19 protein-coding genes are annotated in these 21,061 nt (G+C 33.6%); 8 read left to right on the forward strand and 11 right to left on the reverse strand.

What is annotated here, in order from left to right:
• Window positions 1–1,069: 1,069 nt before the first annotated feature.
• The 5 genes from LNQ81_RS16550 (at window position 1,070) to LNQ81_RS16570 (ending at window position 8,752) form a co-directional block, all read left to right on the forward strand.
• The gene (locus tag LNQ81_RS16550; RefSeq protein ID WP_229948663.1) at window positions 1,070–1,615 is read left to right on the forward strand and encodes an RNA polymerase sigma factor; all 546 of its coding nucleotides are present in this window, start codon (window positions 1,070–1,072) and stop codon (window positions 1,613–1,615) included.
• An 89-nt stretch (window positions 1,616–1,704) separates the two neighbouring features.
• Window positions 1,705–2,595 (forward strand): FecR family protein, encoded by an 891-nt coding sequence (locus tag LNQ81_RS16555; protein WP_229948666.1) that lies wholly within the window; start codon window positions 1,705–1,707, stop codon window positions 2,593–2,595.
• Window positions 2,596–2,629: 34 nt separating this feature from the next.
• Window positions 2,630–5,941: a SusC/RagA family TonB-linked outer membrane protein gene (locus LNQ81_RS16560; RefSeq protein WP_229948667.1), complete on the forward strand. Its 3,312-nt coding sequence runs from the start codon at window positions 2,630–2,632 to the stop codon at window positions 5,939–5,941.
• Window positions 5,942–5,952: 11 nt separating this feature from the next.
• Window positions 5,953–7,638: a RagB/SusD family nutrient uptake outer membrane protein gene (locus LNQ81_RS16565; protein WP_229948669.1), complete on the forward strand. Its 1,686-nt coding sequence runs from the start codon at window positions 5,953–5,955 to the stop codon at window positions 7,636–7,638.
• Between the two features lies 1 nt (window position 7,639).
• Window positions 7,640–8,752, forward strand: a complete 1,113-nt coding sequence (locus LNQ81_RS16570) for a metallophosphoesterase (RefSeq protein WP_229948670.1) — start codon at window positions 7,640–7,642, stop codon at window positions 8,750–8,752.
• Between the two features lie 37 nt (window positions 8,753–8,789).
• On the opposite strand, the gene LNQ81_RS16575 is transcribed toward LNQ81_RS16570, so the two are convergent.
• On the reverse strand, window positions 8,790–9,356 hold the full coding sequence (locus LNQ81_RS16575) for a YqiA/YcfP family alpha/beta fold hydrolase (RefSeq protein ID WP_229948672.1): 567 nt from the start codon (window positions 9,354–9,356) through the stop codon (window positions 8,790–8,792).
• Window positions 9,357–9,649: 293 nt separating this feature from the next.
• Here LNQ81_RS16575 and LNQ81_RS16580 point away from each other — a divergent pair, with 293 nt between their 5' ends.
• Window positions 9,650–10,267, forward strand: a complete 618-nt coding sequence (locus tag LNQ81_RS16580) for a hypothetical protein (protein WP_229948676.1) — start codon at window positions 9,650–9,652, stop codon at window positions 10,265–10,267.
• Between the two features lie 65 nt (window positions 10,268–10,332).
• A complete protein-coding gene (locus LNQ81_RS16585; RefSeq protein ID WP_229948678.1) occupies window positions 10,333–10,929 on the forward strand; it encodes a pyridoxamine 5'-phosphate oxidase family protein in 597 nt (198 codons plus the stop codon).
• Window positions 10,930–11,088: 159 nt separating this feature from the next.
• Here the strand turns inward: LNQ81_RS16585 and LNQ81_RS16590 are convergent, their stop codons facing one another.
• The gene (locus LNQ81_RS16590; RefSeq protein WP_229948680.1) at window positions 11,089–11,382 is read right to left on the reverse strand and encodes a thioredoxin family protein; all 294 of its coding nucleotides are present in this window, start codon (window positions 11,380–11,382) and stop codon (window positions 11,089–11,091) included.
• A gap of 143 nt (window positions 11,383–11,525) precedes the next feature.
• On the opposite strand from LNQ81_RS16590, the gene LNQ81_RS18225 reads away from it, so the two are divergent.
• Window positions 11,526–12,158: a DUF3267 domain-containing protein gene (locus tag LNQ81_RS18225; RefSeq protein WP_229948682.1), complete on the forward strand. Its 633-nt coding sequence runs from the start codon at window positions 11,526–11,528 to the stop codon at window positions 12,156–12,158.
• 33 nt (window positions 12,159–12,191) lie between these two features.
• Here the strand turns inward: LNQ81_RS18225 and LNQ81_RS16600 are convergent, their stop codons facing one another.
• From LNQ81_RS16600 to LNQ81_RS16640, 9 genes are all read right to left on the reverse strand, one after another.
• Window positions 12,192–13,214 (reverse strand): NAD(P)-dependent alcohol dehydrogenase, encoded by a 1,023-nt coding sequence (locus LNQ81_RS16600; protein WP_229948684.1) that lies wholly within the window; start codon window positions 13,212–13,214, stop codon window positions 12,192–12,194.
• A 139-nt stretch (window positions 13,215–13,353) separates the two neighbouring features.
• The gene (locus LNQ81_RS16605) at window positions 13,354–14,070 is read right to left on the reverse strand and encodes a YwqG family protein (RefSeq protein WP_229948686.1); all 717 of its coding nucleotides are present in this window, start codon (window positions 14,068–14,070) and stop codon (window positions 13,354–13,356) included.
• 1 nt (window position 14,071) lies between these two features.
• Window positions 14,072–14,788 (reverse strand): hypothetical protein, encoded by a 717-nt coding sequence (locus LNQ81_RS16610; protein WP_229948688.1) that lies wholly within the window; start codon window positions 14,786–14,788, stop codon window positions 14,072–14,074.
• A 47-nt stretch (window positions 14,789–14,835) separates the two neighbouring features.
• Window positions 14,836–15,318 (reverse strand): DUF7000 family protein, encoded by a 483-nt coding sequence (locus tag LNQ81_RS16615; protein WP_229948689.1) that lies wholly within the window; start codon window positions 15,316–15,318, stop codon window positions 14,836–14,838.
• Window positions 15,319–15,460: 142 nt separating this feature from the next.
• Window positions 15,461–16,060: a GrpB family protein gene (locus LNQ81_RS16620; protein WP_229948691.1), complete on the reverse strand. Its 600-nt coding sequence runs from the start codon at window positions 16,058–16,060 to the stop codon at window positions 15,461–15,463.
• Window positions 16,061–16,164: 104 nt separating this feature from the next.
• Window positions 16,165–16,854 (reverse strand): SMI1/KNR4 family protein, encoded by a 690-nt coding sequence (locus LNQ81_RS16625; protein WP_229948692.1) that lies wholly within the window; start codon window positions 16,852–16,854, stop codon window positions 16,165–16,167.
• Window positions 16,855–16,863: 9 nt separating this feature from the next.
• Window positions 16,864–18,003 (reverse strand): hypothetical protein, encoded by a 1,140-nt coding sequence (locus tag LNQ81_RS16630; protein ID WP_229948694.1) that lies wholly within the window; start codon window positions 18,001–18,003, stop codon window positions 16,864–16,866.
• A 1-nt stretch (window position 18,004) separates the two neighbouring features.
• Entirely contained in the window at window positions 18,005–18,772 is a 768-nt protein-coding gene (locus tag LNQ81_RS16635) for a sulfite exporter TauE/SafE family protein (protein ID WP_229948698.1), read from the reverse strand.
• Between the two features lie 461 nt (window positions 18,773–19,233).
• The gene (locus LNQ81_RS16640; protein WP_229948700.1) at window positions 19,234–20,514 is read right to left on the reverse strand and encodes a gliding motility-associated C-terminal domain-containing protein; all 1,281 of its coding nucleotides are present in this window, start codon (window positions 20,512–20,514) and stop codon (window positions 19,234–19,236) included.
• Window positions 20,515–21,061: the final 547 nt, after the last annotated feature.

Genomic DNA, 21,061 nt, shown 5'->3' on the forward strand with positions numbered 1-21,061 from the left:
TTAAGCTTTTGATATTAGTTCCTGTAAAACTACTGACAACCAACAGCTAAGACATTCAAACATTTTTTATAAAATCATTAACAATACAAATATCGATAACACCTAGTTTAAAATAAATTAACAATTCTTTAATAATTAAGTCGCGTACAAAACTATTATTACCTGAAAGCAATAGATATGTTATTTTCTTTCATCTCTAAGCCATTATTGCTACTTATACTCTGTCAAAATCAGTCAAATTTTTAAACCTTACTTTGATTAATAATAGGTCTTTCTCAAAACACGTAAGCGGTGAAAATCTAATAATTTCTAATTACCCAGAATCAACATTAGCCAAATACCAGAAAGTAATTCTACTTCATAGTTCATACTATAGTATGCTTATGTCCCTAATTCAGACCTATCTTGTATAATTGATTTTCGTTTATATGTCTATCGCTGATTCTGGGATAAACTGAATATAAGAATTCATACATAACTCTAGACAAGGAAAAGTTTTGTATGTGTCTTCTAGTAGTTTTTTTTACCTTTATTTGGCAAAAAGTCCTTCTAAGCAAACAATCCTCAAGAATATTCCTAGTAATCCCCAAGAAAGTACAGAGAATACTCTTTTTTTTGGGTTTGTAAGTATTGTAAATAATATTCTCTGCTCATTTTAGAAAATAAAGAAGATGCTAAACTAACCTTACATTTTATTACACAGGAGCCTACTTTTTGTACGTCGTTAGATCACGTTTTTATTCAAGGATCTTAAGCTATATTATTTATTAACTTTTCTTAATAGATAATATTAGAGTAGATGTCGCATAAAATACATTTTCTCCTATGATATGTTATTTTATTTACACATTCTTAACTATACTATAACATAAGTTTTTACCTCATAAAACATTTTATCTCCAATAAATCAACAAGATAAACCACTAAATACCCATATATTATGTGCTAAAAAATAAAACATATTATTAAATAATAGACATTTTGACCTAAAATCTTAACTCTTTAGTAAAGTTAGAGAAAGAACATTACTCCTAATATAAGATAATTTTGGTCTCAAAATAATATAATAATGACTAATAAAGATAGATTCGTAAACAACTTGTATACGACTTATTGGGAGTCTCTGTATATCTATGCTAATAACTTAACTCAAAATACTGCGCAGACAGAAGATATCATTCAAGAAGTATTTATTGATCTTTGGAAGAGATTTGACACCTTACATATTGAGAATTTTAAAGCCTATCTTTATACAGCTGTTAAATATAAATGTCTAGAATATTTGCGCAATAGAAAATTTACTTCTGTAGAACTAGAGACTGCTTATGAGGCATTATCAGAATTTGAATTACTTACTGTAGAGGAACAAGAACAATTTAAACTTTACCTACTAGAACAAGTCAAATCAAAAGCTGCAGAAATATTACCAGAAAAATGTTTAGAAATTTTTCAGTTGAGATATTACAGTCAGAAGTCTTATTCTGAAATTGCTCAACTCCTAAACTTGTCAGAAAACACAGTTAAAAACCAATTAAACAAGGCATTATCCTTATTAAGAGCTAATCTTTCTTATTCTGTAGAAGCCTTTTTCTTCTTTCTTTTATTTGTTAAATAATTGTTACCTATATTAAGTAATCATTAAATCCAGTTTTTCACATAGTACCATTTATAGAATAGCACACTTTATAGATATAAGCACTATTCATGGAAAACAAGATTAGAAATATTATAGATCAATATTTAAAGAAAAACTCATCTGATCAAGAAAATCAATTTTTAACTTCTTGGTTAGAAAGATTACAACAAACAGGTACTTCTACCATCGCAGACAAAGAAACTGTTGAAAACAGATTGCGCAATAAAATAGTAGCTAGTCAGAAAGCGCATACTCGACGCATGCGCTTTAGACGCACTGCTACCTGGGTTGCTTGTATTACAATACCTTTGTTAAGCGGTATCTTTTTATGGAATCAATATAGTTCTTCTACTAATCTATATTATGCAGAAAAGACCACGAGTATTACTTTAGATGACAACACTATTATTATACTAGAACCTGGTACTACATTAGAAATTAACGATGAATACAATACCTCTAATCGTTCAGTAAAACTAAAAGGTACTGCTTTATTTAGAGTAGCCAAAAACAGAGATCTTCCTTTCTTAGTCAAGTCTGATCATCTTAACACTACCGTTATAGGAACAACATTTACTGTGAGTGATAAGACTTCTAATGACCATAAAGTTCGCGTAATAGAAGGAATAGTATCAGTAGAAAATCCTAAAGATTCTTCGTTAAGAATATTACATGCTAACGATAGTTTGGTATGGCACAATGATAAACTAGCTCATAATACTTTACTCGCCCAGACTTCATACTTTGACTTTAATAATATCCCTTTAGATAAAGCAATCAATCAGTTGGAAGAATACTACCGTATCCATATCAACATTGATCATCGTGTTAACACCCAAACCATCTTACATGGACAATATCCAAAACAAGAGTTATATGCTATTCTGAGAAGTATCTGCTTCTTAGAAGATCTTACCTACAAAAAACAAGATAAAAAGGTCTCAATTTTTAAAAAATAACTAAACATTTAAAAACCGATTATGCACTTAAACCATGAAAAACAACTACAAAAAAATTAAGTTTCCTGTAATAGCACTAGCTTGTCTGATGTGGTCAAATGTTACTCTAGGACAATCACCTTCTCAGATTAATTTAGCACTACCTAAAGGTGAATTAACGATCAATGAATTAATAAAAACAATAGAGAAACAAACTTCTATTAAGATTTACTATACTGATGAATTACCTCAGAGCACTAAAGTAAACTTTAATAGTAAAACGCTTACTCTACAACAAATACTAAGTTCATTACAAGCCAAAGTTAATCTATCTTATAAATTAGAAGACAATCTACTTTCTATAAAAAAAGGAAACTCTTCTATCGCTTTAAGTATGCTTAAAGGAAAAGTATTGGATAACAATGGACTTACGTTACCAGGGGCAACCATAGAAAACGTAAGCAATACACAGTCTACCATTACTGACTTAGATGGGAAATTTGATATCAAAGCAAATCCAAATGACTTAATAAAAGTCTCTTTTATTGGTTTTCAAGATCAAATGGTAAAGGCATCTTCTATGATGAATATCAAGATGATAGAAGAAGCGTCTAATCTAGATGAGATTGTAGTGATTGGTTATGGGACTGCTAAGAAGAAAGATATTACAGGTTCTGTTGGACAAGTTAGTGGAGATGCAATAGAACAGCGAAATACAACACAGCTTTCGCAGGCTCTTCAAGGACAACTATCAGGAGTAATGGTAACTCGTAACTCAAGTAAAACTGGTGCTAAAGCTGATATCAAAGTTCGCGGTGTGACTACTATAGGTAATACTGATCCATTAATCGTGGTAGACGGTGTGGCACAAGATGATATGGATCAAGTAAACACTAATGATATCGAAGAAATATCTGTTTTAAAAGATGCAGCAGCGGCTTCTATTTATGGAGCTAGAGCAGCTGCCGGGGTTATTTTAATTACAACTAAACGCGCTAAAGATAACGAATTTCACTTCTCTTATAAATCTGATTACGCCTTTGAAAAACCTACGATGATGCCTAAGTCTGTTGGTTATAAACGCTACATGGAGATGATCAATGAAATGTCTTGGAATGATGCAGGTACAGCTCCTGGAGGAGAATATGGTATCTATAGCAAACAAGATATAGACAATTGGTATCAGAATAACTTAGATAACCCTAATAAATACCCTATCACAGACTGGCAAGATCTATTGCTAAAAAATTCTGCTGCAAAAGAAAGACACTCTTTTTCTCTTTCTGGTGGTGGTGAACGCATTAAGACGCGTGCAAGCGTGGATTATGAGAATATCAAAGCAATCTATGATGTTGAGAATTACAAAAGGATTATGACTCGTGTAAATAACAATATCAAGGTTAATGATTTTATCTCTGGAGATATTGATTTATCGTATAATACAACCCAACAAACTTCCCCTGTTAACGACCCTGTATGGGAAGCAATGCGTTATGCTCCTGTATATGCTACTACTTGGCAAGATGGAAGAATCGCTGAGGGAAAATCAGGTTCTAATGCCTATGCTAGTTTATATCATGGAGGTACTAAAAGACATTACTCTGATAAAATATACGGAAGAGTAGCCTTGAACTTTACACCAATTCAAGATTTAAAAGTTTCATTAGTTTTAGCCCCACAACTAGCTTTTGATAGAAGAAAGAACTTTACAAAAAAAATAGAATATTATGATGCCGAGAACCCTGAGCGTTTCTCAGGCTATATAAATGGTCATACAAACAATACTTTAGTAGAGAATAGAAACGAAAGCAAAATACTGACAAAACAAGTACTTGCTACTTACACTAAAGATCTAAAAAAACATAGTATTAATCTATTATTAGGGTATGAAGATAATTATTCTTCTATAGATAATTTAGGTGCTAAAGCAATGAATATGGAATTGCCTAATTTTCCATATTTAGACCTAGCTCCCGTAGAATATATGACTAACTCTGGTGATAAAACGGAGACTGCTTATCAATCTCTTTTCTCTAGATTAATCTATTCATTTGACAACAAATATCATTTGCAAGCTAATATTCGTAGAGATGGTTCTTCGCGCTTTCACAAAGATCACAGATGGGGTATATTCCCTTCTTTTTCTGCAGGATGGACTTTATCAGAAGAAAACTTCATGAAAAACCAAAATGTAATAAGCTACTTAAAACTTAGAGGTTCTTGGGGTACTCTAGGAAATGAACGAATCGGAAACTATCCATATCAATCTTCAATCAATTTTTCTAATACCTTATTCTATAAAGACAACCTGATTATCTCTGCTCTAACTGCTGCTCAAACGCAATATGCTATCCAGAACATCACTTGGGAAACAACAGAATCAATTGATTTTGGTTTGGATATTAATTTCTTAAGAAATCGCCTTAGTATCACAGCTGATTACTATAAAAAGAAGACACGAGATATGCTGTTAGAGTTAGAGATTCCTGCTTTTATGGGATTTGAAAACCCACAACAAAACGCTGGTAACATGCACACTGAAGGATGGGACTTAGATATTAATTGGCGAGATCAGATTGGTGACCTAAAATACTCTATAGGAGCTAATCTATCAGACTCTAGAACAACTATGGGTGACTTAGGAGGACGCATAGTTATGTCTAACGGAAAAATCATAAGACAAGGGACTTCGTTTAATGAATGGTACGGATATGTTTCTGATGGTATTTTTCAAAATAAAGAACAAATAGATAATAGCCCTAAACTATCTAATGCTGTAAAACCAGGAGATATTAAATATGTAGATATAAGTGGACCTGATGGTGTTCCTGATGGAATCATATCACCAGATTACGATCGTGTACCTTTAGGCTCATCACTACCTCGTTACATATTTGGTGGACATATTAACCTTGATTACAGAGGAATCGAATTAGGAGTAGCTTTTCAGGGGGTTGGAAAACAAAAAAGCTTATTGACAGAGAACCAAATAAGACCTTTCCAATCTTCATGGACCAATCCAATGCAGGAGATAGATGGTCAATACTGGAGTCCATACAATACTGTAGAACAAAATCTAAATGCTAAATACCCTAGATTATCGCATGTAAGTGCGGAAAACAACAACTATAAAATGTCTGATTTCTGGTTAATTAATGGAGCTTATTTCCGTATTAAGAATATCACTTTAGCTTATAATTTTCCTAAAGATTTAGTAAACTCAGTGCATTTAGACAAGCTTAAAGTATTTATTTCTCTAAACGACTATTTTACATTCAGTAATTTTCCAAAGGGATATGATCCAGAATCAGCATATAATGCATACATCGCTAAATCATTCAACTTCGGGGTATCTGTTAACTTCTAATATTATCTAAAATGAAAAAAATACTTTATATACTTAGCTTACTTATCTTTACATGCAGTTGTGCTGATTTAGATTTAAACCCTCCTTCTAGTGCTTCTTCAGAAAATTGGTATTCTGATAAAAATGAATACGAACTTTCTATTAATGATTTTTACAGAGAATACCTTTGGGATCTTGAAACAGGCTGGGCTGGTGAACGATTAACAGATAATTGGTCTCAAAGACAAGTAATGAATGAATATGCTGCTGGTACCATTAATAGTGAATGGGGTACAAGTGCAGCGCTGTGGAAAAATACTTATAAGGGAATCGCTAGAGCAAATACTATATTAGAAAACTTAACGCAAAATAGAGGTAATCTGTCAGAAGTAGATAGAAAACAGTTTGAAGCTGAAGCACGTGCCTTTAGAGCTATATTCTATGGTAGATTATTGTTCTTCTTTGGTGATGTTCCTTTTTATACTCAAACTCTTACGATAGATGAGGCTTTTAAGATGGGAAGAACTGATAAAAAAATCATCTTACAAGAAGTGTACAATGATTTTAACTTTGCAATCAATCACCTACCTACGAAGTACAATGGGACACAGAACTCACGATTGACAAAAGGAGCTGCATTAGCATTTAAAGCAAAAACAGCATTAAATCTTCACGATTATGAGATAGCACGTAAGGCTGCTGAAGAGTGTATAAAGCTAAATGGTTATACTCTGCATAATAATTACGGTGAATTCTTCCTTTCTAAAACTAAGAATTCTTCTGAAACTGTTTTTTCAATTCCACGTTCTGCTCAACATAATTCTATATTCTCAGTTAAGAATTTCTATACTAGAAATGCTGGTGGAAGCTCTGTAGCACAACCTTCTTGGGAATTATTTGCTACTTATCTATGCACGGATGGGAAAACAATAGATCAATCTCCTCTTTTTGATCCTCGAAACCCATTTAAAAACAGAGATCCTAGATTAAAAGAAACTATAGTAGAATTTGGTACTGATCACCTTGGATATATTTATGATCCTAACCCTTACTCTACTAATGTTCTTAACACTACAACAGGTAAGCAAGTAAAAAATAAAGACACAAGATCTGTAGATACCTATGCTTCTTATAATGGATTAACACTAAAAAAAGGAGTTGATACAGACTGGTCTGATGATTCTTATTCAGATGCTGACATTGTTATTATGAGATATGCTGATGTATTGCTAATGTATACAGAGGCAAAAATAGAACTAAACCAATTAGATAGCGAAATGCTTAAAGCGTTTAACCAAGTAAGAACACGCGCTTATAATGACTCTGATATTACTGCTCCATTACTTACTATCTCATCACAAACTGAAATGAGAAAATACCTTAGAATGGAAAGAAGAGTAGAGTTTGCTTGGGAAAATAAAAGAATTGAAGATATTATGCGTTGGAAACATGCCGAAATCGCCCTAGCTAGACCAAATTATGGTATGTTAGACCCTGACAAACTAAAAAAAGAAGTAGTTGATAAAGGACTGTGGTTCTGGTCTGAAACACCAACCATAGATGAAAATGGATTGCCTGTATTTGACAGATTACTTAGTAAAGGAAAAATAAAAGTATTAGCTACCAGGGCTTTTGATAAAAATAAGCAATACTTATGGCCTATTCCGTCAAAAGAAATTATTATTAATTCTAACCTTACCCAAAACCCTGGTTATTAAAATGAAGTGTTTGTATAGTTTTTATTTCCAAATAGGGGTGCTTTTTTTATTAGCATCCCCTATTTCTTTTGCTCAGCAATACTCAACAAAAGTAGAATTAGACCAGCCGAACTCTTGGTCTATGATTTTAATTCCTGATATTCAAAACTATTCCAAGTATAGCCAAAATCAACCTATACTTGATCTTATGAATAGATGGGTAGAGGCTAATATAGATAAACTCAATATTAAAATGGTACTGTGCACTGGTGACCTAGTAGAACAGGATGATGTAATCCTTCCTGGCTTAAATGGCAATCTCTCTTCTAAACAACAATGGGAATTTATAGATAAATCCTTTGCTATCTTAGATCATAAGGTTCCTTATATTCTAGCAACGGGAAATCACGATTACTCCATAGACTCAAAAGGGACAAGAACAACTCAATATGACAAGTACTTCCCTATAACTAAAAACTACTTAAATCAAAAACATCTTGTACAACATGGACTAAACGAGTATAACTTACCTACTCTAACTAATGCCATGTATGAGTTTAAAGGAATAAATAACAGAGATTACCTCATTGTCAACTTAGAATATGCTCCGCGAAATACAACCCTGGATTGGGCAAATGAAATCCTAAGGTTCAAACAATATGAGCAGCATCAAATCATCTTATTGACACATGCATATCTAAATCGAAATGACACAAGATTAGAAGCAGAGAATAAATGGATAATCTTTGAGCCTTACTTTAAGGATAAAAAAGAAAGAAAATCAGAAAGAATATTACTCCCCGAATCTAATAATGGAGAACAGATTTGGAATAAAATAGTGAAAGACACAAAGAATATGCAATTAGTCCTATCTGGACATATTTCAGGAGAAGGATATAAAGTAGATAAAAACAACTTTGAACAAGAAGTACACCAGATGCTCTTTGATATGCAATCGGAAGGTGGTGGTCATCAAGGCAACGGAGGAGACGGCTTTATAAGAATATTAGAATTCTATGACGACAATAGAACGATTAAAGTTAAGACCTTCTCTCCTTTATTTGGTATCTCGCCAAAAACAGCTCATTTGGCTCATAAAAAAGACGATAGAAATGATTATGTTATCACTAAATAAAAAAGCAACTTTTAAAAAGTTGCTTTTTTATTTATATTTACAGAGCTTCTAATTCTGGTCTTACTGATTTATTTACTATATATCCTATAATATATCCTACATAGTTAATAAATCCTTCTAGTCTATGTGAGTCATCTACGTAAATAACTGTACTATTAGGAGCATCCTGCTTAACATTAAACTGACTATAGTCAATCACTTCATCTTCTTTTGCTAAAATTACTAATGCATCCTCTACTTTATTGATTTGCATTAGGCTATTTTGAAGGTTTTCAGAAAACACTAAATCTGTCCTTAAACGTTTATTGTAATCTAATAAAGGACTAGTCAATACTAAAATAGTACTTAATCCTAAAGACTTACGCACTTCTCTAATTTGATAAGCGATATTAGCCCCTGTTGAATCCCCTATTAAAAGAATTTGCTCAATCTCACTTGTTTGTTTTATTGCAGTTTCTAATAACAACTCAAAATTAGTATCCTCATCCCATTCAAAAACAGCTGCAGGAAAGTCTGGTAAAGATTCTTTTATATTAAAAAATTTACGAGATTCACGATTAGATCCATAACCATGGATATATAATAAAAAAAGGTCTTTCATCATTTATATTTTATTTAATCAGCAATAGTAAAAATACTATCTGAGCCTAAAAGTACATTTATCCTATACATATACAAGCTTTTTTGTGAAAAATGTTTTTATTCTTAAAGATCACTTATATTATGTCTTCAAATTTACACAATAGATATCTTAGCTATCTTGCGAATCATATTATGCTTAACTCTATTATTTTAAAAGAATAATTAACATTCTATACTTAATTTTATTTGTACCTTGGAAAAAGATTTCATCTTTCACTCAGCTAACTATAATGAAATAATAAAAACAAAACCATTATGAAAAAAGCTAATCAACAAGTACTACACGCTTTACTATCTAGTAAAGAACTAACTAGTGTCTTAGAAAACACAAAAGACACTATACAAGAAGATGCTATCTTTAACTTTCTTCTAAAGAATAACATCTTACTAGAAATCAACTCTAATGATGTCCATTTAGACAGTGATGCTATTTCTTTTATAATTAAAAGGATGAATGAGTTAGGTGCAGAATTTGAACTAAATGAGAAAAAGTTAGATAAAAAGGTTTCGAAAACTATTAAGAAAGGAAAAATAGAAAAGAGTGAGGCTCTGCAGTATTTAATCAATCTAATTCGAAAGAAACTACCTAAGAACTATACCGTCTATAACTTAGAACGTGGTGATGAGGCTTACTACATCGGGGTAATTAAAAAGAAAGATCTCAAGAAACTAAGCAAACTTGATTTGGACTTCGGTATATTTCACAAGTTTAAAAGTGATGCTGACCACGAACCATTTTATGTCATCGAATGCTCGTGTGGAGCAACCTATATTTGGGAAACACAAGAGGATGATACTGATCCGACTAAGGGCGTGTGCCATAGCTGCGGCAAATCATTTGCAGATGACAATAATACTGTATCTCCAAATTAAAAGAGGAAAACAAAATATATTAACTAAATATCATTATCTTTAATCTAGTCAAACCTTTAAATCTAATGATAAGCAATCCGTTAAGAGCTTTTATATTTTCCTTATTTATAGGGATTTCAACAGGTGCGTGTAGTAGTGATGATCTCAAAACTACCCCTCCTATCGAAGAGTCTGTTGTCGATTTGTCAAAACCACGTATTTTCTTATTCTCCTCTAGAATCATTCTACAGCAGTCTACTTTTATAGAAAAGGCTGTCACAGACAAAGGAACGGAGCGAGTAGAGACTGAATGGGAAGAGCAAGTGAGAAAGAGTCAACCCGTATCCTTTACTATATCAAATGATAGACTAGAGGTATATTTCGCTACAGGTGAGAATAAGGCCTTCGCTACTAATATTAAAAATAATCAGATTAATATAGTACTTGCCGATGGTACCCCTTATTTGTTTGCAACGTTATCTAAAGACAATAAAAACCTCTCTGTCGTTTCTTCTTTCTACAAAATAAAAGGAGTAAACAGAATCCAAAACACAGTAAAAGAAGATTACTTACAGGTGTATGTACCTATAGGTTTACACAACTATAATATAAAGTATGATCATCTTAAAGAGATACAAGGTCAATATCTGCGTATAGCATTTGAATACAAGATAAAGCCTTAGTAACATAAACGTGTATAAACTAATAAAGGAGCTCGATGAGCTCCTTTATTAGTTTAAAAAAAGCAAGTAGCTCAGACGTACTACCTGCTTTCATAATATAAATTGCAAAGATTACCTTGAATACTTCATAAGTATATCTGACAAGGTTAATTCATAAAGCTACTTACTAATCTCAGCTACGATATCCCTTACTTCCATTACCCCTGTGTGTTTCCACTTTACTTCACCAGCCTGATCTACTAACACCATAGTAGGTATCGCTCTTATGTGAAACTGTGCAGATATCTCCTGATGCTGATCTACATCTATACGTTGTAACTTGGCATATTGTGTAATCTCTTCCATCGATTCATCTATTATTCTGGTCAACATTTTGCAGGGTCCACACCAATCTGCATAAAATTGTAACAATACTGGTTTGTCTGTTTCTTTTAAAATATCAATTAAATTCATTACTTGTTCTATTTATTATTTGACTAGAACAAAACTAGAGATAGAGCGATAGAACAGTCCTATACGAATCGGAGATTAAACAGCACAAAGCGCTTTATATTATTTTTTTAATTAATTTGCACTAACTATAAAACTAACTTACTGTGGAAAACAATACAAGCACTTCTAATCAAGACGCTAAACCAAAAGGTTTTGAAGACTACACAATGCAAAAGAAAACCATTGATTTAGGAAAAGCAAATGGATATGCATTACTGAGTATTATTCCTATTTCTATTATCAATATAATTCCATACTACTTAGTTTGGGGAAAACTAGTCAGCATAGAAGCGTTAAAAGGGATTCACCCACTAGTAGTGATAGGATATTGTATATTGTATATCGCAGTTATGCTTATAGGAATCATTGTACACGAACTTATACATGGAACTACGTGGGCTATCTTTGCTAAAAGAGGTTTTCGTTCTATGAAGTTTGGCATTCTAAAAGAGTATCATACTCCATATTGCCATTGTAAAGAACCACTAAAAGTCAGACCCTATAGTATAGGAGCTATTATGCCTGCCCTTATATTAGGTTTTATACCTTCTATAATCGCCATATCTATTGGTAATTTTGGTCTACTTCTATTTGCCATCTACTTCACGATGGCAGCTATGGGAGACTTTATGATTATCTACCTAATCTATAAAGAAGATAAAGATACTTGGATACAAGATCACCCTAGTGAAGCGGGGTATTATCTACTGAAAGAACCAAAAAAAGACAGCCGATAAGCTGTCTTAGTTATATATACGTGGTAATTATCTTTAAGGAATCAATACCGCTCTTCCTTTCAGCTCCCCTTTTCTCATTTTATCATATACCTCTAGTGCTTGATCTAAGCGATATTGTTCTACTTCGATATGAATATGCCCTTGTCTAGCTAACTCTACTACTTCCATCAGTTCTACTTCTGTTCCCCAATAAGGAATAGACACATTCACTCCAAAGGGTACAGTACCAAATCCAATAGGATAGTTTCCTCCAGCTAGCCCGATAATAGTCAAGTCCCCATTTTGAGAGACTACCTTCGCTCCAAGAGCAATAGTAGAAGTCGTTCCCACAAAGTCTAATACTGTGATTGCTTTTTTAACACCTGTAATCTTAACGATTTGCTCTGCAGCATCTTCATCTGTAGAGTTAACTACATAAGTAGCCCCCATCTTTTTAGCGAAGTCTAATTTATCTGGTGTAATATCACATGCTATCACCGTAGCACTAGTCACTGCCTTTAAAATCTGTAAGGCAGTGTGTCCTAATCCTCCGATACCAATAACCACTACATACTGATCAGGAGTTAACTTAGGCAATGATCTTTTTATAGCAGAATAAGGTGTCAAAGCTGCATCTGTAATAGGAGCTGCTAATACAGGATCTAAATCTTGGATAGGTACTAATAAACGAGAAGAAGGTACTAACATATACTCAGCCATTCCTCCATCTAATCCTAATCCTCCTCCTGCTGCCTGACTAGCGTGATTATCACAGTAATTCTCAGAAGACTGCTTACATGGCTTACAGTGTCCACATCCCCAAGGACCATACACTACTACTGCATCTCCTTTAGCAAATCCCTGTACACTCTCACCCATCGCTTCTACATATCCTGCATTCTCATGTCCTAATGTAAACGGCCCTGGTACGATACCATCATCTATCACGTGTAAATCAGAATGACAGACTCCGGCTGCAGCTATCTTTATCAATACTTCTTCTCCTGTAGGTACTGGTATAGGCAAATCATCAACAATTCTCACATCGTGTAATCCGAAAAAACGTACTGCTCTCATAATTTGTATTTTTAGTAATAACTACTAATTTACGATATCTCTGTGAGAATTATAGTTTATAGATGATATACAACTATTTCACACAACTAGCCTTTAATTAGAATTATATTCACAATCCTTACTATACTCTATCAACAGATTAATAAAAATCATAATATATACTCCAATCCCCACTCTCTGCATTACGAGCAAACATAAAGCTACCATTATCTACTACATTTAGATTCACCTTTTCATTAGTAGAGATTTGAAATACGAACTCATACCCTTCTCCGTATCCCTCATCTACTCCTATTCCCGATTGACAATATGAAGGATAACCACCTAACTTAGTGTCATAACTATGATCTTCAAACTCCTCGTAGTAACCTTCTATCTCTCTATTTTTCTCCATTTCCCAGATTCTTTCTTCCTGTTCTAACGTTAATCCCCCTCCATCCCAAATAGGATAATCTGTAGTCACTAATCTTGGCTTTAAAGGAAATGCCTTAAGGATAGAGTCTTTATTGCTCAGTGTCTTTTGCACAACCTCATCTAATGAACGGTATTCTCTGATTAACCACTTGTTCCCCATTGGTTCTAATTGGTCAGGATATTCATAAGACATAAATACCGTCAGTAGCTGAATACCTTCTAAAGCTCGAGGTACATAAGGGAGATTAGGCAAGTATAATTGTAGCAGGGGGATCATCTCTCTCCCTTTATCATCTAATGGGATGAGTTCATCTTCTTTATACGTTGAGACGCGTGCTATCCAAGATTCCTCTAAAGTATCTAACGGACGAAAACCTCCTACATCAAATGCTGTAGCAGATCGCGCTATCTCTTGTTTTAATTGCTCTAATGTTTTCATCATCTTACGAATAAGAATTAAAACAGATCACTGCTTCTTCACTTTCACTGTAGTAAAGTACGCAGTCATTACCATCTACAAAAAACTGATAGCCAATAGTCATTCCTATAGCACTATAATTAGCAAAACTCAATGTATCAGGTAACATCTCATCAAAGTATTGTATACTCATAATATCATTGAAATCCTCATCCCCATCTTGATACACATACGGACTAGGATCGGCCTTGCCAAAACTATCTATTAGCTCTCTATATTTACTGAACTGTCCTGTCTTTTGGAATACTAATTTATTTAGTGAATAGGCATAAAAAAACTCTATATAAGTATCTAAATCTAGGGCATCATCAGTTAAGTCAGCCACTAAAGGCATCACTCTCGCTGTATAATCTGCTAAAGACAGCTTAGACTTAAAGTAGAAGTCTTCATTATTCCAAAACTCCTCTTCTAATGCACACTGTATTGTTTTAGCTACTTTATAGCCTTTATAGATAGTGATATCTCCACTAAAAGCATACTTACCTTCACATAGCGTGAAGCGATAATACTCTTCTGTATTTTGATCAGAATTACTCTCGTAGTCTGTCCAGATACCATTATGAGAGACAAAGTGTACGCTCTTGCCTGATGGTAGAACTACAGTACATAGTGGATAAAAGATTCCCTTTAAAGTATCATCTACAAATACTTCTTCAAATTTAGGATATAGGTTTATAGTCATTGTAATATTCTTTTTCTAAGGCGAAATATACGAATACTTAAACCAATTTATAGCTTATTTAGATAAGTTACTATCTCCCTAATATCTACCATAGCCTTAGTGGCAACTGTTTCAAACAATACCTTCTCATTCTCAAAGTCAGGTGATGCTACTAACACTATCTCTAATACGCTATAGATAGGCATTTCCTCTCGCTGTATATTCCATTTACTATCTTTTAATAATTGCCAATACCTACTCTGTATGTCAGCATTCTGCCCCATTAACCAAAGCTCAAAGCGCATCTCTGCGTGATTTAAAACTACTCCGAAACGCAACAGCTCTCCTCTAAGACTCTCATCATAAAACGGAAAGTAAGTATAGTCCATATAACCAGGAGACACATTGCTAAACTTAAAGTTACTGTAATTAGCATCTTTCTTTTCCATATAAGCTTTCATGCGCATCACTATTGATAACAATTGCTTATACACTTGAGGAACTTGACCAATCCTCACCATTTGCTGATATTCTTTAATACTATTTTGCATACTATTCTATTTTAGGTTATATAAGAAAAAAGCAGTCATCTAATGATAGGTGACTGCTTTTATGCGAACTAATAATAAACTTTCTATATTTTCTTAACAATTACTAATATAGTTAATTATTTTAACATATAGTAAAGTGTTATTATTTATTTTTATCCAAAAACCAATCTATTGCCTTCTTTTCTTCTGTTTTTATAAAACTATCCTTACCACTATTATAATCATTACCATCTTTCCACTCTAATTTGCTAAGCTTTTCTTTTAATTCCTGATATTCTTCTCTCACTTCTTGGTGAGTTCGTAGATAATCCCTAAAAGCAATATGACGTGTCCAGTTTTTATCCGAGATAGGTATCACGTGTATATTCGCCACTCTTATGTCGTGATTATGAAGTCCCTCAGGCACTTCCTCTCCAACTTTTATTTGATTAGGAAAACCATAAGTCTCTAATGTTCCTTCTAACTTCACAAAGAATCGTCGATATGGCATATCCTCATTGTAATTCTCATAATATACATAGCCTAATTCTATCAGTAATATAGGTAGCCTATCCAAATCATCATAAGACTGCACCCCGATCATTATATCTATAATCGGCTTTGCAGATAGCCCCACTACAGAAGTACTTCCTATATGTTCTATCTGTACCTCTAAATGATTTAATAGAGGTGATAATTCTTCTTTAATAGCGTTAAATTGGGACACCCACAGTGGATTATATTTTTCAAAAGCTACTTTCATAAAAACAAGTATATATACTACACAAAGATAAGTTTCCCTCCATAATTTGCTTTCTATTGTAGCCAAAAAAAGCACCAATAAACAATATTGGTGCTTAAACTATCTTATTCTGAGTATGGAAATGACACATTCATCTTCTCATAAAGAATGTACTTCGCAATAATCTCTTTGTACTCCTCTTCAGTGAGCAGTCCTCTACATTGTTCACCGTAACTCTCGTTGTCATAATCAATCAACGGGCGTCTCGCTAGCTCTTCTAATAGTGTTACTTTATCCGCTGATAGATAACGACTGTGTGTCTTTAGAGTAGCTCTTACACTATCTATAAACTCTTCATCAGACACATTGTTATAAGTATCTAGAAGGCTCATATCTGATACGATACGCTTAAAGATAAAGTCACGTAGGTTCTTCGCTTCATAAGTAGTATTGATATCGTCGTGCCATACAAATACGATAGGATAGTCCCCCTCTACCTCTTCACTCGTCAGGAAGCAGTACATATCCCCTGCTCCATTCTTAGCAAAGGGAATAAAGCTATACTCTGCCTTGATCGCCATATAGTTCTCCGGATCTCTAAGCCAGTCTATTTCCCCTGCCACACTAGCCACAGGACATAACTCGAAGTCATCATTGAATAGCAGTAGAGTAGGATTGTCTTTTAACTTAGGGAATGTCTCTGCATACCACATAGCTCCATATACTCCTACGTCAAGCATCTTATCTTGTTCTAACTGTTTATACAATGCAGTATAAACTATGTTATACTTCTGTTCTAATTCTACTACTGTCATCGCTTCTAACTAAAAATCTCTATACTCGTCAAACCAACTACTCGCCTCTTCCTCTTCTATCTTTATTGGGCTAAAAGACAACAGTTGCATCACAGCATCTCCTGTATCTTCGCGTTCCTCTGTCTCTATATTAGGCAAGGTATTAATCACAGTGATCAATGTTTTGATCGCTTCTCTAATATCCTCTTTGGTTTTTCCTTTTTTGATTGCCTTTAAAGCCTCTTTATACGCTTTTACAGCCACTTTACTATTCTTGCTTTGCCAAGAGCTGAATGGAATGCTAAACTCCGTTATAAACCACTCTAGCTTCTTTAGATTAGAAACTGATGCATACTTAAAGGTCTTCTCTTGTTCTAATGCAGCTAATTGTTTCTTTAATTCTTTACCGCCTTTCTCCTCTATATTCCAACCGATAAAGTAGTTTAACTTCGTCCAACTCGCTAAAGCAGGTATTCCCTCTAGACTTGGCACATATCTTAACTCAAGGCTTTCTACACTAGTGAACTGCTTTAATTCTCCTAGATTACATACATTACCTGATAGCGCTACTGCTGTTAGATTAGTGAACTGCGCTAAACTACTACAGTCAAATGGCTCTCCATTTACCTTGGTATGAATACTGACATCTTTAATATGTGCTGTCGTCTTAAATGCTTGTAATCGCAAGGGAGATGCAGTATCATTAGCAAACGAGAAAGACAAAGCCTCTAGGTACTCATAGTTCTCTAAGACTAGATTATTGATATTTCCTCTAAAGAATACTTCTTTTACCCCCTCACCTAATATTAAGCGGATAGGCTGATCGATCACCACGATTAACTGCCCTATTTCGGCCGTACTAAAGTCTGCCTCTGTACAGTCTAAGGGAGTCCAGTCTAACTGTTCCATCACACGGGTAGCACTCCACTGAATAAACGAAGTGTCATCACCGTGATACTCCATCACACGAGGCCAATTGCCTCCTGCAGGAACCTTAAACTCGTTAAATACCTCCCAGTTAATCTTATCTCCCACTTCTACTAGCGCATCGCACTTAGACGCTGTTATGCCCTTCGTACCAATGGCAAAACGCCCCTGCCCAGCAGTTACTTTTACTTTATGACTCTTCTCTGCCGTCAGCGACAGATAAAACGGTTTATCTCTTTCCATATTAATTATACCAAACTTCATATCCGAAGCGACATATCGCTACGAACATAATAAATAAAAATACATATCTCACCCATTGCTGTCCCTTAAGGATAGCCATCTTCGCACCACAGTATCCACCTAGACCATTACACACAGCCATTGGGATCGCTACTTTCCATATAATAGCTCCTTTTAATAAGAACAGACAGATACTACCGAAGTTAGTCACTAGATTAATCAACTTCGCGTAAGCAGAAGCTTTAAAGAAGTCAAACCCTAGCAAAAAGACAAATCCCATAATAAAGAATGTACCTGTCGCAGGCCCGATAAACCCATCATAGAATCCTATGACCACAGAGATAATCACTCCCCAGACATACTTCTGTCTATCGGTAATCTCTGCAATGGCTTTTCTAGTAAAGTCTTTTTTGATATAAGTGAATATCCATAAGGCAACCAATATGACTAATAGAAGTGGTTTCATAAAGTCGTTATTGACCACAGTAAGGACATAAGATCCTAAAAATGCACTTCCAAAAGAAATCAGTGCTAACAACCCAAAAAACATCCAATTGATCTTCGTCTTTTTCATATACTGTCTTACGGCAATAGCTGTCCCTGAGAATGCAGGTATTTTAAGTGTACCAATCACTGAAGAAACGGGTATCTGAGGTAACAATGCTAACCCCATAGGTGTCTGTATTAGGCCTCCACCTCCTGCTACAGCATCAATAAATCCTGCAAAGAAAGCGACTATACCTAAATACAATAAAATGTCTAATTCCATCGATATAGTATAAGTGCACAAATGTAGAAGTATTACTTAATCTTCTAAAGACAATGGTTAACTTTTTATACTTTTTTATATGGAGGGGGGACTATTAATTGAGGTTATTCTGACTTTAACCCTTTAAGTCAACCTCTTTCTTCTGACGTCAATTTTAATTCGTAAATTTGCCTAATACTCTAATTTCTATTTTATTAGAAATCAATGATTTTAATTCCACTAAGGATTATAGATCATATCACTTATCTCAAAAAGAAACTATCTTATTTATCTATTCCTATCTATGACATTCCTACCTGGCTTTGTGTGAAAGTACAGTGACAGCATCGTGTATCCATAGTGACTCCATTAAAAAGGCTGTTCTAATGGACTCACTATGGACTCACTCAAATCAAAAAAGCACCAACTCTCGTTGGTGCTTTTACTTAAACAGTTTATATCTATCCTGTTCGTATTATTTATTAATCATTTTCTAAATGTAGATAACCTGATTTCTTAATCACTCTAGATCCTCTAGCATCAGAGTACTCATAAGTTACAATATAGAAGTAAGTTCCAGTAGGTAACTTAGCATTCTTATTAATTGTTCCTGTTCCTTCAGAGAATCCTTTAAACACGTTACCATTACTGTCATAGTTCGTAGTCTCGTATACCTTAGCTCCCCATCTATTAAAGATTTGAACCTTATTATTAGGGAATCTGGTGATGTTGTCTATAATAAAATAGTCATTCTTACCATCTCCATTAGGTGACACAGCGTTATAAATCACCACATCTCCTTCATTAATAATATTGGTATTCACTGTAGCCAGAGTAAAAAAACCATATCCCTTTACAGCAGTAGCTGTAGTAACTTCTTTATTTGCGATATCCACAACACCGCCTTCATCTACCCATATCTGATTATATCCGTCCCAACGTACGATATGTAAGTCTTTCTCTGGATTTGCTAAAATCTCTTTTGGTGTAGTACTTTCATTCCAACTTAATGTTAACAGAATATCTCCTTCTGTATTATTTCCTTTATCCACTAACCAAAACTCTTTTGTGTCTAATAATTCGATAACTCCTGTTTTATTACTATGAGTTTCAAAGAATTTATTATCTTCAAATATGTATCTACTTACATAAGTAGACTTATCACTTCTAGGTGCAGAGATCTTAGCGTATCTAAAGTTTCCTTTATTCCCTTGTGGAAACATAAAAGCATCATTACCTATTTTTTCTATCTCACCATCTGCAAAACTTCTATCACTAGCATTTTTTGACTTAGCACCTTTTTGGAATGTAATCATTCCTTGAGATAATCCTGTGGCAGCATTAATAGTAGAATCTATCTTTACAATTCCATCTTGGAAGTCCATAGTACCATACACATCAATATTAGCTTTTAAATCAAATGCACCTGATAACTCAGGGTTGTTCAATACTACATCATAAAACTCTGTAAATGAATTTCCTGATATAGTCTGTACCCCACTTTCATTTTCATATCTACTAAAAACTACTTTACCTGTTTTTGCATTCTTACTTATACTATAGATACCATCATTCTTGAAATTATCAAAGAAGTAAACTGTTCCATCATTTGTAAAGTCTCCAGACTTTTCATTAATAAACTCTGCAATAGTTCCCATCTCTGTCCCAGGCATAACAGAAAAAACCCCTTCGTTAACTGTCTGTGCAGATGCTACAAATGGCACCATTGAAAGGATTAATAAACCGATATTCTTTTTTTTCATAATTAATTTTTTTTCTTTTTATTGATATATCAATACTGATGTAAACATCATCTCTAATTATCTTAAGATATTGAAGAATAAACTTATATTTATCTAAAAACAAAAACCAGACCATTTCTTTAAATATTTAAAAAAAGATACAAAATGGTACTCAACTAGTCTTTATTCTTGATATTAAACCTTAACAAATAACTCTCAATCTTTTCTTAATTATATCTATACAAAAATACCAACTAATAAATAATTTACAACATACAACAAAAACTTATATACAATTATCAATAAACAACTAATAAAAACACACTTAAATACGAATAATAACATTTATAAAGAAAAACTAGCAAAGACTATATATTCACTTGACGTGAGCACTTCACATAAAACAGTTCCTATTCAACACGCTTAGTGATTTAGAGTTAAAGTACACCCATATTAATTAACAAACAATCACCAAATGTGATTATTTACTACTTTTCTTATATTATCATTTTTACAATCTATTTTTTAACTATTTACCCTTATTACTCTATTTTTTAAAGAAATAAAT

It is taken from the genome of Myroides oncorhynchi (assembly GCF_020905415.1).
Classification (GTDB): domain Bacteria; phylum Bacteroidota; class Bacteroidia; order Flavobacteriales; family Flavobacteriaceae; genus Flavobacterium; species Flavobacterium oncorhynchi_A.